The following is a 14771-nucleotide window of genomic DNA, read 5'->3' as shown; positions in this document are numbered from 1 at the left end:
TCCATGCTAGGGAGGAGAACTTCCGGGCGCACTTCTACATCGGTGTGCGGGAATTACGCATGTGTGGAAGAGAACTATACGAAGGTATCGACGGGGAGCCGCGCGAAGTACTTTGCAGGGCAGTAATCAGGGGGTGGGCAGTAACTTGGCGGGCGAGTTGCGCGTTCAGGATTTCAGCAGCAGGGCAGTCTCGATGCAGTCCAGCAATTGTTCGGCTTCGAACGGCTTGGGCAGGCAGGCGATCACGCCGGGCATGTCCGTGCTGATGCGCGGCCGCTCGCCGGGGTAGGCGGTCATGAAAATCACCGGAAGGTCCAGGCCACGGCTGCGCAGCGCTTCATAGAGTTCCACGCCGCACATGCCCGGCATCTGGATATCGGAGATCAGGCAGCTGGCCAGTTCCGGGCCGTCGGAGCCCAGGAACTCGCGCGCCCCGCCGTAGGTGCGCGCCAGGTAGCCGGTGGCGCGCAGCAGGCCTTCCAGCGCGGTGCGAAGGGATTCATCGTCGTCGACTACTGCAATGACAGCCTTGTTGCGCATTTGCGTCTTTTGCATCCTCTGGGGCGCTCGTGGCGGCGCCTGCCGTACTTGCAAGATACGCCCTCGGACAAGGTGGAGAAGTATACCTAGGTATAGTCGGGCAACACCTGGGTATGGATATTCCGGCTGGCAGTCTGATCTCGATGATATTTGCGTCGACAAGTTTGTCGGAGCAATACCCAGGTATCGGTCCGGATAACCAACGGATGGTGATAGTGCACCCATGTACAACTGACTCAGTGGCTACGCCTGAATAATCTGCAATCACATCGCAAGCCTGGAGAAGTGAACGGGCCCAGCGAAAGGCAGTTCGGATGCAACTTTCACCAGGCGGGCGAAACCATGAACAGAAATGACCTGCGACATGCCGACATCAACTTGCTGGTTGTCTTCGAAACCATGATGCGCGAGCGCAACGTGACCCGGGCGGGCGAACGCCTGTTCCTCTGCCAGACCACCGTCAGCAGTGCGCTGAACCGCTTGCGGACGATGTTCGACGACCCGCTGTTCATCCGCAGCGGGCGGGCGATGGAGCCCACCGCGCGGGCCGAGGAAATCCACGTGCGCCTGGGGCCTGCCCTGGAAGGCATCGCGCTGGCCCTGAGCTGCGCGCGGGAGTTCGACCCGCGCACCAGCGAAGAAACCTTCCACGTCGGGCTCTGCGACGAAGTCGAGTACGCGTTGCTGCCCCGGCTGATGCAGCAACTGCGCGCCGAAGCGCCGAACATCACCCTGGTGGTCCGCCGGGTGGACTCCTGGCAGCTGCCGCAACTGCTGGTCGCCGGGGACATTTCCCTGGGGATCGGTCAGACGCAGGAGCTGCCGGCCAGCGCCCATTGCCGCAGCCTGCGCCCGGTGCAGCCGATGCTGCTGCGGGCGGATGCGGCGGCCGGGCCGGTGAGCCTCGATGAATTCTGCCGGCGGCCCCATGTGGCGGTGTCCGCCCTGGGCAAGGTGACCGACGACGTCGACCGCGCGCTGGCGCGCCATGACCGACAGCGCCGGGTGGTGCTCGCGGTGCCGCAATTCAGTGCCTTGCCGGCGCTGCTGGCCGGTAGCGACATGCTCGCCATTGTGCCCGACTACGTGGCCCAGGCGATGGCGCGGGTGGAAGGCCTGCGTGCCGAGTACGCGCCGCTGCCGCTGTCGAGCCCGGACCTTTCCATGGCCTGGCGCGGCACCAGCCATGCCGACCCGCGCGAACGTTGGCTGCGTGGCTGCTTTGCCCGCCACCTGGAGCTGCAGCCGGAGCGTGCGCTGGCGCTGGCCGTGGCCTGAGCGAGGCTCAGCGGCTGAAGCGGCTGCGGTAGTCGCGCGGGGAGATCGACAGGTGGCGCTGGAAGGTGCTGCGCAGCCGTTCCTCGTCGGCGAAACCGCAGGCGCGGGCGATCTGCCCGATGTTGCGCGAGGAGTTTTCCAGCAGGCGTTTCGCCGCTTCCAGGCGGAACAGTTCGATGGCCTTGGCCGGTGTGCACCCGGTGCGTTCCTTGTACACGCGGGAGAAGTTGCGCAGGCTCATCTTCGCCTGCTCGGCGAGGCGTTCCACAGTCAGTTCCGGATCCCCCAGATTCTCCGCCAGCCACAGGTGCAACTCGTCGAAGGCCGGGCTGTCCTGGGTCTGCAATTGCAGCAGGGTGCTGTACTGCGCCTGCCCGCCAGGGCGCTTGAGGTAGACCACCAGCTCGCGCGCCGCCTGCATGCTGACCTCGCGGCCGCAGTCGGCTTCCACCAGCGCCAGTGCGAGGTCGATGCCGGCGGTAACCCCTGCCGAAGTCCAGACCGCGCCCTGCTGGATGAAGATTGCGTCGGCGTCCACCTCCAGGGCCGGGAAGCGCTGTTGCAGGGTGTCGCACAGGGCCCAGTGGGTCGCCGCACGGCAGCCGTCGAGCAGCCCGGCCTTGGCCAGCAGGAAGGCGCCGCTGCACACGGAGGCCACCCGGCGCACTTTGGGCCCCGCGTGGCTCAGCCAGGCGGCCAGTTCACCGTGGCTGTCGAGGGTTTCGCCGATCTCCGGGGCGCCCGGGACGACCAGGGTGTCGACCTCGGCGAGGTCGAGTTCATCCAGCGTGGTGGTCTCCACCGACAGTCCCTCGACGGTGCTCACCAGCCCGCCGCGCAGGCTTGCCGTCAGCAAGTGATAGCCGGGAAGGCCGCGCTGGGCCAATGCCTTGCTGGCGGCCCAGAACACGGTCTGGGCGCCGCTCAGGTCGAGCAGGCCCATCTGCGGGTAGGCGACGAAGGCGACGGTGATCGGCGTCGTCGCGGGGAGCGGGTAAGGAGGAGTGGAGGCACTTGCCATCGGGGTTCTGCCTGTTCGAGTGGCCGGGTTTCAGCGTTGCGCAGGTGTGGCCGATATTCAGGGGTTTCTGGCCTGGCGGCGCTTCGCTTGGCCAGGCTAGCCTTGCTCGCAGCAGCGTCAGGGCGTGCGCCATGGTGCGCGTTATAGCCAATATCCCGAAGGTACTGTTCCGGCCCCATGACCCCGGCCCCATGATCACTGGGCTGGCACTTTGCCGCGGGCCCCATCATGGACTAGATTTTTTGACCTGCACACCGCGAGTGTCGCGGTCCCCCAAGGAGGCAAGATGAGCTCGTCGGCGCATTCCAATCCGCCGCAAGGCCCGAAGGAGCCGGTGGTCTATGTGGTCGATGACGACGAGTCCATGCGCCTCGCCCTCGATGGCCTGCTGCGCTCCATCGGCCTGCAGGTGCAGACCTTCGATTCCACCCAGGCCTTTCTGTCCTTTGCCCGGCGTGACGTTCCCAGCTGCCTGGTTCTCGACGTGCGCCTGCGCGGCGAGAGCGGCCTGGCCTTCCAGGAGCAGATGGAGAAGAGCGGGGTGCGCATGCCCATCGTGTTCATGACCGGCCACGGCGATATCGCCATGACGGTCAAGGCCATGAAGGCCGGCGCCGTGGACTTCCTCGCCAAGCCCTTCCGCGACCAGGACATGCTCGACGCAGTGGCCAGCGCTCTGGCCCGAGATGGCGAGCGGTTGCAGGCCGAGCAGTCCGGCGCGGCGCTGCGCCAGGCATTCGAGGCGCTGACCCTGCGCGAGCGCGAAGTGCTGCGCTTCGTCGTCGCGGGGTTGATGAACAAGCAGATCGCTGCCGAGCTCAACCTCAGCGAAGTGACCGTGAAGGTGCACCGTGGCCAGGTGATGAAGAAGCTGGCCGCGCGCTCGGTCGCCGATCTGGTGCGCATGGCCGAGGCGTTGGGCGTCGAGCCGTTGCAGCGGACGACCTGAAGGCCGTCTGCAATACAGTCGCTGACCGCCACTCGGGGGCAGCAGAATCCCTTCAGAGGTTGCCGAGCCGATGGCCAGCAAACAGAAGATCCTGTGGGACGACGGTGAGCGGGTGTTCTGCCGCGCTCGCCCATCCGGCGACGAAGGCGCCAGCGTGCTGCTGGTGCGCCCGGCCGCCGAACATCCGTTGCCCGCCACGCTGGAACGGCTGGCCCACGAGTACAGCCTGCGCGATGAACTGCACAGCGCCTGGGCACTGCGCCCGCAGGCGCTGCACCGCGAAGGCGGCAAGACCCGCCTGCTGCTCGATGACCCCGGCGGCGAGCCGCTGTCGCGCCTGCTGCGCCAACCGCTGGAAACCGGCACCTGCCTGCGCCTGGCCGTCGACATCGCCGTGGCGCTGCGCCACCTGCACCAGCGCGGCCTGGTGCACAAGGACCTCAAGCCCAATCACATCCAGGTCAACTGCACCGATGGCCAGGCGCGCCTGACCGGCTTCGGCCTGGCCTCGCGGCTGCCGCGCGAGCGCCAGGCGCCCGAACCGCCGGAGACCATCGCCGGCACCCTGGCCTACATGGCGCCGGAACAGACCGGGCGGATGAACCGCTCCATCGACTCGCGCAGCGACCTCTATGCCTTTGGCGTGGTGCTCTACCAGATGCTCACCGGCACGCTGCCGTTCACCGCCAGCGACCCGATGGAATGGGTGCACTGCCACATCGCGCGCAAGCCGCTGCCGCCCGGCGAACGGGTTACCGGCGTGCCACCGATGCTCTCGCAGATCGTCCTCAAGCTGCTCGCCAAGACCGCCGAGGAGCGTTACCAGAGCGCCGCCGGCGTCGAGCACGACCTGCGTCGCTGCCTGGACGACTGGCAGCGGAGCGGGCGCATCGAAGCCTTCAGCCTGGACGAGCAGGGCACGCCGGATCGCCTGCTGGTGCCCGAGAAGCTCTATGGCCGCGAGCGTGAGGTGGAGGTGCTGGTCGAGGCCTTCGCGCGCATCGTCGCCAGCAGCACGCCGGAGCTGGTGCTGGTGTCGGGCTATTCCGGGATCGGCAAGTCCTCGGTGGTCAACGAGCTGCACAAGGTGCTGGTGCCGCCGCGCGGGTTGTTCGCTTCCGGCAAGTTCGACCAGTACAAGCGCGACATTCCCTACTCGACGCTGGTACAGGCCTTCCAGGGGCTGGTGCGCACGCTGCTGGGCAAGAGCGGCGACGTGCTGGAGGGCTGGCGCGGCGCGCTGCTGGAAGCGCTGGAGCCCAATGCCCGGCTGATTACTGACCTGATTCCCGAGCTGCGGCTGATCATCGGCGACCCGCCGCCGGTGCCCGAGCTGGAGCCGCAACAGGCGCAGCGCCGCTTCCTGCTGGTGTTCCGCCGCTTCATCGGCGTGTTCGCCCGCGCCGATCACCCGTTGGCGCTGTTCCTCGACGACCTGCAATGGCTGGATGCAGCGACCCTCGACCTGCTGGAAGACCTGCTCACCCATTCGGAACTGCGCCACCTGATGCTGGTGGGCGCCTACCGCGACAATGAGGTGGATGCCAGCCATCCGCTGACGCGCAAGCTGCAGGCCATCCGCCAGGCCGGTGTGCGCATCGACGAGATTCGCCTGGCGCCGCTGGCTCGCGCGCACATCGAACAACTGATCGCCGAGGCCCTGCGCTGCCCGCCGCCGAGCATCGTCGCGCTGGCCCGGCTGGTGCAGGACAAGACCGCCGGCAACCCGTTCTTCGTCATCCAGTTCCTCCAGGCACTGGCCGAGGAAGAGCTGCTGACCTACGACCACGAGGCGCGGCGCTGGCGCTGGGAACCGGAGCGCATCCACGCCAAGGGCTTCACCGACAACGTCGTCGACCTGATGGTCGGCAAGCTCGCGCGGCTGCCGCTGGAAACCCGCCAGGCCCTGCAGCAGCTCGCCTGTCTGGGCAACGTGGCGCAGATCGATACCCTGGCGACCGTCCTCGACCTGCCGCCGGCGAAGGTCCATTCGATACTCTGGTCGGCAGTGCGCCAGGAACTGGTGGAGCGCCTGGAAGGCGCCTGCGCGTTCGCCCACGACCGCATCCACGAGGCAGCGTACTCGCTGATCGCCGAAACGGCCCGTGCCGAGGCGCACCTGCGCATCGGCCGACTGCTGGCCGAGCAGACACCGGCGGAGCGGCGCGAAGAAGCGATCTTCGAGATCGTCGGCCAGCTCAACCGCGGCGCCCGGCTGATCGAAGCCCGCGCCGAGCGCGAACAGCTGGCCGAGTACAACCTGCTGGCCGGGCAGCGCGCCAAGGCTTCCAGCGCCTACAGCTCGGCGCTGGCCTATCTGCGCGCCGGCATCGAACTGCTCGACGGTGATTGCTGGCAGCGCCGCCACGACCTGTGCTTCGCCCTGGAGCTCAACCGCGCCGAGTGCGAATTCCTCACAGGCCAGCTGGTGCAGGCCGACGAGCGCCTCACCGCGCTGACGCCACGCGCAGCCACCACGGTGGAGCAGGCGGCGGTGGCCTGCCTGCAGATGGACGTGTGCCTGTTGCAGGACCGCAGCGACAGGGCGGTTGCCGTGTGCCTGGCCTACCTGGAGGCGGTCGGCATCCACTGGTCGGCGCACCCGGACGACGAGCAGGTGCGCGAGGAATACCAGCAGATCTGGACGCAGCTGGGCGAGCGCAGCATCGAACAGCTGATCGACCTGCCGCTGATGGAGGACGCCGCCTCCCTGGCGACCCTCGATGCCCTCGGCAAACTGTTCGCCCCGGCGCTGCAGAGCGACGCCAACCTGGCCAGCCTGACCATCTGCAAGGCCGTCAGCCTGAGCCTGGAACGGGGCAACTGCGACGCCTCCTGCATGCTCTATGCGAATGTCGGGCGCGTCGCCGGCCGCCGCTTCGGTGACTACGAAGCCGGCTATCGCTTCGGCCGCCTGGGCTGCGACCTCGTTGACCGGCGCGGGCTGAATCGCCATGAAGCGCGCACCTACCTGTGCTTCTCGATGTTCGTGGCGCGCTGGATGCGCCCGGTGCGCGAGTGCCGGGAGCTGCTGCGCCGGGCGTTCGTCGCGGCCAATCGCGTCGGCGACCTGGCCTACGCCGCCTACGCCGGCAACGGCCATATCGCTGATGTGCTGTTCCTCGGCGAGCCGCTGGCGCAGGTGCATGAGGAGGCCGGGCAGGGCCTGGCCTATGCGCAGAAGGTGCGCTTCGGCCTGGTGGTGGATTTCATCAGCACGCAGCTGGCGCTGATCCGCACACTGCGCGGGCAGACCCCGACCTTCGGCAGTTTCGACGATGAGCTGTTCGACGAGGCGCGTTTCGAAGCGCACCTGGACAGCACGCCGGGCCTGGCTCTGGCAGCGGCCAAGTACTGGATACGCAAGCTGCAGGCGCGCTGCATGGCGGGCGATCACGCGGCGGCCATGCACTGCGTGGCGCGGGCGAAGGCGCTGTTGTGGGTGGTGGAGACCTTTACCGAGGAGTCCGAGTACCACTTCCACGCGGCGCTGACGCTGGCTGCCACTTTCGATTCCCCGGCTGTCGATGAGCAACCTGAGCGCCTGCGAGAACTGGTCGTGCATCACGCGCAGTTGCAGGAGTGGGCCCGGCAGTGCGGCGAATCCTTCGCCTGTCGGGTGGCGCTGGTGGGCGCGGAAATCGCACGGGTCGAAGGGCGGCTGGTCGATGCCGAGCTGCTTTACGAAGAGGCCATCCGCCAGGCGCAGGACAACGGCTTCGTGCAGATCGAGGCGCTGGCCAACGAGCTGGCGGGGCGCTTCTACGGTGCACGCGGCCTGGCCAAGATCGCTCGCGTCTACCTGCAGGACGCGCGTTACGGCTACCTGCGCTGGGGCGCCGACGGCAAGGTGCGGCAACTGGAGGGGCGCCATCGCTACCTGCGCAACGAGGAGCCCGCGCCCGGCCCGACCGCGACCATCGCCACCCCGGTGGAACACCTGGATTTGGCCACGGTGCTCAAGGTTTCCCAGGCCGCCTCGGGGGAGATCGTCCTCGAGAAGCTGATCGGCATGGTGATGCGCACGGCCATCGAGCAGGCCGGCGCCGAGCGCGGTGTGCTGGTCCTCGCCGAAGCGGGCGAGCCGCGCATAGCGGCGCTGGCGACTGTCGGTGACGGCGCGATGCTGTTGTGCAACGAACCGATCAGCGCCGCCGCGCTGGCGGAAACGGTGCTCTACCAGGTGCTGCGCACCGGCGAGAGCCTGTGCCTGGAAGACGCCACGGTCGATCCGGGATTCACCACCGATCCCTATGTCCGCCAGCACGGCGCGCGTTCGATCCTCTGCATGCCGCTGATGAACCAGGCCAAGCTCACCGGTGCGCTGTACCTGGAGAACAACCTCTCGGCCGGCGTGTTCAGCCCGGCGCGGATCGCCGTGCTGCGACTGCTGGCCTCGCAGGCGGCGATCTCACTGGAGAATGCGCGCCTGTATCGCGATGCCGCCGAGCGCGAGGCGAAGATTCGCCGGCTGGTGGACGCCAACATCATCGGCATCATCGTCTGGAGCGCCGGGGGCGAGATAGCCGAAGCCAACGACGCCTTCCTGCGCATGGTCGGCTACGAGCGTGACGACCTGCTTTCCGGCCGCGTGCGCTGGCACGACATGACCCCGCCCGAATCCCTGGCACTGAGCCAGGCGCACCTTGCCACGGCCATTCGGACCGGGCATGCGCAGCCCTTCGAGAAGGAGTACATCCGCAAGGACGGCAGCCGCGTGCCGGTGATCGTCGGCCTGGCGGCCTTCGAGGCCAGCCTGCAGGAGGGCGTGGCCTTCGTGCTCGACCTCACCGAGCGCAAGCAGGCCGAGGAGCGCGTGCGCGAGGGCGAACGACGCTATCGCGAGGTGCAGACGGAACTGGCCCACGCCAACCGTGTGGCGACCATGGGCCAACTGGCGGCGTCCATCGCCCACGAGGTGAACCAGCCGATTGCCGCCACGGTGACCAATGCCAATGCCGCCTTGCGCTGGCTGGGTGCGCAGCCGCCGGAGCTGGGCGAGGTCAGCCAGGTGCTGGGACGCATCATCAAGGACGCCAACCGCGCCGCCGAGGTGCTGGGGCGCATCCGCCAGCTGATCCGCAAGACCCCGCCGCAGAAGCAGCCGGTGGACGTCAGTGCGGCGCTGCGCGAGATGGTCGAGTTCACCCGTGGCGAGGCGGCCAAGTGCGGCGCCGTGGTGCGCGTCAGACTCGCCGACGGCCTGCCGGAAGTGGAGGGGGACCGGGTCGAGTTGCAGCAGGTGATGCTCAACCTGATCGTCAATGCCCTGGAAGCCATGGGCGGTGTGCCCGCTGGCGAGCGCCACCTGCTGGTCAGCTCCGAGTACGACGAGGGTGGCGTGCGGGTGAGAGTCTGCGACAACGGACCGGGGTTCGCCGAGAACAACGCGGACCTGATCTTCGCGCCGTTCTACACCACCAAGGCCACCGGCATGGGTATGGGCCTGTCGATCTGCCGCTCGATCATCGACAGCCATGGCGGCCGTCTCTGGGCCAGCGCCAACCAGCCTCGCGGCGCGGTGGTGCAGTTCACCTTGCCGGCGCATCCCGCAACGGACGCCTGAAAAAGCGAAAGGGGGCTTGACCTTGACACTAGCGTCAAGCCCCCAGAGTGCTCCCCATCGGAGGTCGACATGCAAATCGGAGAGCTGGCCTTGCGCGCCGGCGTCAGTACACGCGCGCTTCGCCACTACGAGTCGAAGCAGCTGATCGAGTCGTCGCGGCTGGACAATGGCTATCGCGACTACGCCGCGTCCATGGTGCAACGCGTGCTCTGGGTTCGCGAGCTGCTCGAGTGCGGCTTCAGCACCCGGCAGATCCATGGCCTGCTGCAGTACCTGGAGGAGGAAGAGGACAGCGAAGGCTTCCTCGCCTGCCTGCAGCAGCACCTGGAAAAGCTGGTGGCCCTGGATGCACTCCAGGCTCAGCTGGCCGAGCGCCGCGAACGTCTGGCAGAGAAGATCGAACGCTATCTGCCGCTGCAGGACGGCCTGCTGCGCGCTCCCGATCTGCGACCTCCTGAACGAGCCGATTCACAAGCCACGTTGGAGAGATGATGGGAAAGCTAAGCAACAAGGTCGCCCTGGTCACGGGCGGCAACAGCGGTATCGGCCTGGCCACCGCGCAACGATTCGCCCTGGAAGGCGCCGAGGTGGTCATCACCGGGCGCCGTCGGCAAGTGGTGGAGGAGGCGGTCGGGCTCATCGGTGAAAACGCCGTGGGCATCTGCGCCGACGCCAGCCGGCTGGAGGACCTGGACGCCCTGTACCGGCAGATCGGCGAACGCTTCGGCCGCCTCGATGTGCTGGTCGCCAACGCTGGCGTCATCCGTCCGGCACCGGGCGATCAGGTCGATGAGCAGCAGTTCGACGAGCAGTTCGATATCAACGTCAAGGGCGTCTTCTACACCATCCAGAAAGCGCTGCCGCTGCTGCGTGACGGAGGCTCCATCGTGCTGGTGTCGTCCATCGCCCACCTGAAGGCGCTGGAGGCCCACGTGGTCTACGCGGCGACCAAGGCGGCGGTGCGCTCCTTTGCCCGCAGCTGGGCGGCGGAACTCAAGGGCCGCAACATCCGCGTCAACTGCCTGAGCCCCGGCCCGGTGCTGACCCCGATCATCGGCAAGATGGGTATCGGCGAAGCGCAGTTCGGTGAGTTCGAAAAGCAGCTGGCGGGGTTGATTCCGCTGGGTCGGCTCGGTCGCCCGGAAGAGCTGGCAAACGCTGCGCTGTTCCTCGCTTCGGACGACAGCAGCTTCATCACCGGCGTCGACCTGTGCGTCGATGGCGGGCTGTCGCAGCTCTGAATGGAAAAAAAACCGGGGCCCTGTGCCCCGGGGCTTTTCCTTGCAGCGGTGTCAGCCCTTGATGAAGGCCAGCAGGTCTGCGTTGATGGTGTCGGCGTGGGTGGTGCACATGCCGTGGGGCAGGCCGGGATAGGTCTTCAGGGTGCCGTGGCGCAGCAGCTTGATCGAAAGGCGCGCGGAGTCGTCGATGGGGACGATCTGGTCGTCTTCACCATGCAGCACCAGGGTCGGCACGGCGATCTGCTTGAGGTCCTCGGTGAAGTCGGTTTCCGAGAAGGCCTTGATGCAGTCGTAATGGGCCTTGGCGCCGCCATTCATGCCCTGGCGCCACCAGTTGTCGATCACCGCTTCGGAGACCTTGGCGCCCGGCCGGTTGAAACCGTAGAAGGGGCCCGCCGCGACGTCGCGGTAGAAGTTCGAACGGCTGGCGGCGAGTGCCTCGCGGAAGCCGTCGAAGACTTTCAGCGGCAGGCCGCCGGGGTTCTTCGCGGTTTGCAGCATGATCGGCGGCACCGCGCCGATCAGCACCGCCTTGGCGACACGGCCGGCACCATGGCGCGCGACGTAGCGGGCAACCTCGCCACCGCCGGTGGAGTGGCCGATGTGCACGGCGTTCTTCAGGTCCAGGTGCGCCGCCAGTTCCGCAAGGTCCGCGGCGTAGGTGTCCATGTCGTTGCCTTTGTCGGTCTGCGTGGAGCGGCCGTGGCCACGGCGGTCATGGGCAATCACGCGGTAGCCCTTGGCGAGGAAGAACAGCATCTGGTTATCCCAGTCATCCCCCGAGAGTGGCCAGCCGTGGTGGAACACGATGGGCTGCCCGCTGCCCCAATCCTTGTAGAACAGCTCGGTGCCGTCGCGCAGGGTGAGATAGCCCGACCCTTGCTCCTTGCGGCGCGCACCCGTTGCGGCCGGGGCCTGGGCAGCGCTCGCCTGGCCCGCCAGCAGGGGGACGGCCACAGCCAGGGTGGCGGCGGCTACACCGGCGCTCATCAGGGCGCGGCGGGTGGTTCCTTGGGTCTCGTCGGTCATGGTGAAAGCTCTCGTCAGGGGACCGCTCGCGCGGCGAATGGGGACCGGTCCGATGCGGCGCTCGAAGCGACCTGGCGGTCGTTTCGAAGACCGGATTGCCGGTAGACAAACCCTATTCGCTGGCCGGGGACTCTCACCATCGTCCATGGGTATCGCACCACCATACTTAGGTTTCGCGAGACTGCACCGGAGTGTGTCGGAGCCGATCCGAGCGCCTGTTTCGAGAGGTGGCGATAGGGGTTGAGGCAATCTCGCGCGACAGCCGACCGGGTCGTCGGGTGCGTTCCGCACGGCCATTTTTTTCATTGGGCTCGAAGATATTTTTACTAATTTTCCTCGGCGACGAGCTCAAGCACCATGCGCCCCCATTCGAACAACAACGTCCTTCGAGGCGGCCAGCAGGAGTGCCCAGGTGCAAGCGTTCAACGAGTGGCGGCAGTGTTTTGCAGCGCAGACTTTCATCGACGACGCAGTGAACGGCGACTCCGGTTCTGCCGCGCGGGAGGGCGTGCGTTCGGCGCAACGCCTCCCGGTTTGCCCGGCCCCGCAAACCTGCCGGGTCGCCCCGAACGAGCTCCGCTGAATTCCTCCCGCAGCGGCTGCCCGAAGCTTCGCTCCGGCTGAATCGCCGGGCGCCCGTCCGCTGCCCAGGAAGCCTCGACCGGCATCACGCCGTTCCAGTCCAACGAGCGCCCGTCGCTCGCCGTCCATGAGTCAGCCATGAAAAAAACAACAAGCACGTCCGCTACTTCCTTGCCTGCCCATCAACCTCACGAGCCGTCTGCACGGTCCTTCCGCAAATCGCTGGGCATCCCGGCGCTGGTGCTCTTCGGCCTGGCCTACATGGTGCCGCTGGCGGTGTTCACCACCTATGGCCTGGTCACCCGCATGAGCCAGGGCCACCTGCCGACGGCCTATCTCTTCACGCTCGCCGCGATGCTGCTGACCGCCTACAGCTACGGGCGCATGGTGCAGGCGCACCCTTATTCGGGCTCGGTCTACAGCTACACGCGCAAGACCTTCGGCGCGGCATTCGGCTTTCTCGCCGGGTGGACGCTGCTGCTGGACTACATCTTCCTGCCGCTCTTGAGCTATCTGCTGATCGGCATCTACATGACCGACTATTTCCCCTCGGTGCCGCTGTCGGTATGGATTCTCGGGTCCATCGTCCTGGTGACCCTGCTCAACCTCGTCGGCATCGAATCCATCACCCGCGTCAACTGGGTGCTGATCGTCGCGCAGATGGTCTTCGTGGTGGTCTTCATCGCGTTGTCGCTGAGCCACCTGGGGGCTCAGGCAGAGCCCGTGCCGCTGGTCCAGCCCTTCTATGACGAGCACTTCAGCCTGCCGCTGGTGATGTCCGGCGCGGCGGTGCTGTGCCTGTCGTTCCTCGGCTTCGACGCAGTGTCGACCATGGCCGAGGAGACCCCCGAACCGCGCCGGCAGATTCCCGCGGCGATCATGCTGGTGACCCTGATCGGCGGCGTGCTGTTCATCGTCATGGCCTACTTCGGCCAGCTGGTATTCCCCGAGTGGCAAGCGCTCACCGATGCCGACTCGGCTTCGCTGGACGTGCTGCGCCGCATCGGCGGCGAATGGCTGGTGACCTTCTTCACCGCTACCTATGTGGCCGGCTGCTTTGCCTCGGCGATGGTGTCCCAGGCCAGCGTTTCCCGCGTGCTGTTCGCCATGGGCCGGGACGGTGCGCTGCCCCGCGTGTTCGGCAAGCTGGTGACGAAGAAGCGCGTGCCGGCCACGGCGATCCTGCTGATCAGCCTGCTGTCGCTGATCGCCCTGTTCGTCACCCTGGATACGGTCGCCAACATGATCAGCTTCGGCGCGCTGTTCGCCTTCTCCGCGGTGAACCTGGCCGTGATCAAGCACTATCTGGTCGACGAGCGCCTCACCGGCAAGGGCAACTACCTGCGCTACGGCGCGCTGCCGGCGGTGGGCTTCCTCAGCACCATCTGGCTCTGGTCGAGCCTGTCGGGCATGTCCTTCATGATCGGCTTCGCCTGGATGTGCCTGGGCCTCGTCTGCCTGGCCAGCGCCACGCGGATGTTCCAGCAGCCGCTGCCGGACTTGAACATGGCGGAGTGACCGCTGGCCTGCGCGAAGCCGGGTTTGCCCGGCTTCTTTCAAGCCAGCCCGATACTGGTTAAGGTGGCGCGACTTCGAGGAATCGTCCGGAGCTCGCCATGAAACTGCATCAATTGCGCGCCCTGCGCACCATCGCCGAGAGCGGCAGCATCCAGGAAGCCTCGCGGCTGCTTGACGTCACCCAGCCGTCGCTGTCCAAGGCGGTGAAAGAGCTGGAAGGTGAGCTGGGCGTGCCGCTGCTGGTCCGCTCCAACCGTGGGGTGACGGTCACGCCTTATGGCGAGCGGCTGGTGAGCATGGCCCGGCTGGTCACCGAAGAAGTGCGCCGCGCGCGGGACGAGATCGATACCCTGAAGGGCGAGATGGCCGGCCGCGTGGCCATCGGCGTGTCGCCGGTGACGCCCAATCGCGCCTTCGCCAACTGCTTCCGGCGCTACCGCGAGCTGTACCCCAACGTGCAGCTGCAGATATTTGAGCTGCGTTCGGTGCAGCTGTTCGAAGGGCTGAAGGAAGGCCGGCTGGACCTGGTGCTGACCACCCAGCCGGAGGCGGAAGCTGGCGACGGGCAGGTCTGGCGCGAGTTGGCACCGCAGCCCTCGGCACTGGCCGTGCGCAAGGGGCACCCGCTGGCGGGGGCGCAATCGCTGCAAGAGCTGCTGGACCTCGAATGGCTGCTTTCCGACCCGCTGGAAGTGGCCCTGGCCGGGCAGTTCTTCCGTGAGCGCGAGGTAGCGCCACCCAAGCGCATCACCGAATGCTCCTCGTCGCTGCTCTACCTGGAGCTGGCGGCCAGCACCGATGCGGTGAGCTTCTGGTCGCAGCGCATGCTCGGCCTGCCGATGGTGGCCCAGGTGCTGGAGCCCTTGCAGATCGCCGAGGCCACGCCAGTGGCGAGCATCTCTCTGGTTACCCGGCCGCAGGAGCTGATGACCCGCGAAGCCCTGTTGCTGGCCGAGGAAATGATCGCCGCTTTCCGTGCGGAGCAGGCATAACCAGCCTCAATGCTCATGTGCAGAGATCATTACTCCGCGCTTTCGCGCTGATGCA

General features: G+C 67.0%; 10 protein-coding genes. 7 read left to right on the top strand and 3 right to left on the bottom strand.

The genetic code is table 11. The annotated features are described in order from the left end of the window. Positions 1 to 165: 165 nt before the first annotated feature. Positions 166 to 555: a response regulator transcription factor gene (locus tag IB261_RS18020; RefSeq protein ID WP_167523207.1), complete on the bottom strand. Its 390-nt coding sequence runs from the start codon at positions 553 to 555 to the stop codon at positions 166 to 168. A gap of 327 nt (positions 556 to 882) precedes the next feature. On the opposite strand from IB261_RS18020, the gene IB261_RS18015 reads away from it, so the two are divergent. Then, a complete protein-coding gene (locus tag IB261_RS18015) occupies positions 883 to 1818 on the top strand; it encodes a LysR family transcriptional regulator (protein WP_192382752.1) in 936 nt (311 codons plus the stop codon). A 7-nt stretch (positions 1819 to 1825) separates the two neighbouring features. Here the strand turns inward: IB261_RS18015 and IB261_RS18010 are convergent, their stop codons facing one another. After that, the gene (locus tag IB261_RS18010) at positions 1826 to 2839 is read right to left on the bottom strand and encodes a GlxA family transcriptional regulator (RefSeq protein WP_192382751.1); all 1014 of its coding nucleotides are present in this window, start codon (positions 2837 to 2839) and stop codon (positions 1826 to 1828) included. Positions 2840 to 3125: 286 nt separating this feature from the next. Between IB261_RS18010 and IB261_RS18005 the strand changes: the two genes are divergently transcribed. From IB261_RS18005 to IB261_RS17990, 4 genes are all read left to right on the top strand, one after another. Next, positions 3126 to 3788 (top strand): response regulator transcription factor, encoded by a 663-nt coding sequence (locus tag IB261_RS18005; protein WP_151187517.1) that lies wholly within the window; start codon positions 3126 to 3128, stop codon positions 3786 to 3788. A 70-nt stretch (positions 3789 to 3858) separates the two neighbouring features. Next, positions 3859 to 9354 carry a trifunctional serine/threonine-protein kinase/ATP-binding protein/sensor histidine kinase gene (locus IB261_RS18000; protein WP_192382750.1) on the top strand — a complete coding sequence of 1832 codons (5496 nt, stop codon included), beginning with the start codon at positions 3859 to 3861 and terminating at the stop codon, positions 9352 to 9354. A gap of 69 nt (positions 9355 to 9423) precedes the next feature. Next, a complete protein-coding gene (locus IB261_RS17995; protein WP_081518419.1) occupies positions 9424 to 9846 on the top strand; it encodes a MerR family transcriptional regulator in 423 nt (140 codons plus the stop codon). Continuing rightward, positions 9846 to 10595 (top strand): SDR family NAD(P)-dependent oxidoreductase, encoded by a 750-nt coding sequence (locus IB261_RS17990; protein WP_151187514.1) that lies wholly within the window; start codon positions 9846 to 9848, stop codon positions 10593 to 10595. Before IB261_RS17995 ends, IB261_RS17990 begins: the two co-directional genes overlap by 1 nt. 51 nt (positions 10596 to 10646) lie before the next feature. Here the strand turns inward: IB261_RS17990 and IB261_RS17985 are convergent, their stop codons facing one another. Then, complete coding sequence (locus tag IB261_RS17985) at positions 10647 to 11624, bottom strand: alpha/beta fold hydrolase (protein WP_192382749.1); 978 nt, start codon at positions 11622 to 11624, stop codon at positions 10647 to 10649. Between the two features lie 720 nt (positions 11625 to 12344). On the opposite strand from IB261_RS17985, the gene IB261_RS17980 reads away from it, so the two are divergent. Both IB261_RS17980 and IB261_RS17975 read left to right on the top strand, forming a co-directional pair. Beyond that, the gene (locus tag IB261_RS17980; RefSeq protein WP_151187512.1) at positions 12345 to 13724 is read left to right on the top strand and encodes an APC family permease; all 1380 of its coding nucleotides are present in this window, start codon (positions 12345 to 12347) and stop codon (positions 13722 to 13724) included. 98 nt (positions 13725 to 13822) lie between these two features. Further along, positions 13823 to 14716, top strand: a complete 894-nt coding sequence (locus IB261_RS17975; RefSeq protein ID WP_192382748.1) for a LysR family transcriptional regulator — start codon at positions 13823 to 13825, stop codon at positions 14714 to 14716. Positions 14717 to 14771 lie beyond the last annotated feature (55 nt).

The sequence above is a fragment of the Pseudomonas sp. PDM20 genome, assembly GCF_014852575.3.
GTDB lineage: Bacteria > Pseudomonadota > Gammaproteobacteria > Pseudomonadales > Pseudomonadaceae > Pseudomonas.
Note: the sequence above shows the minus strand (reverse complement) of the source record. Positions and strands in the feature narration are given on the sequence as shown.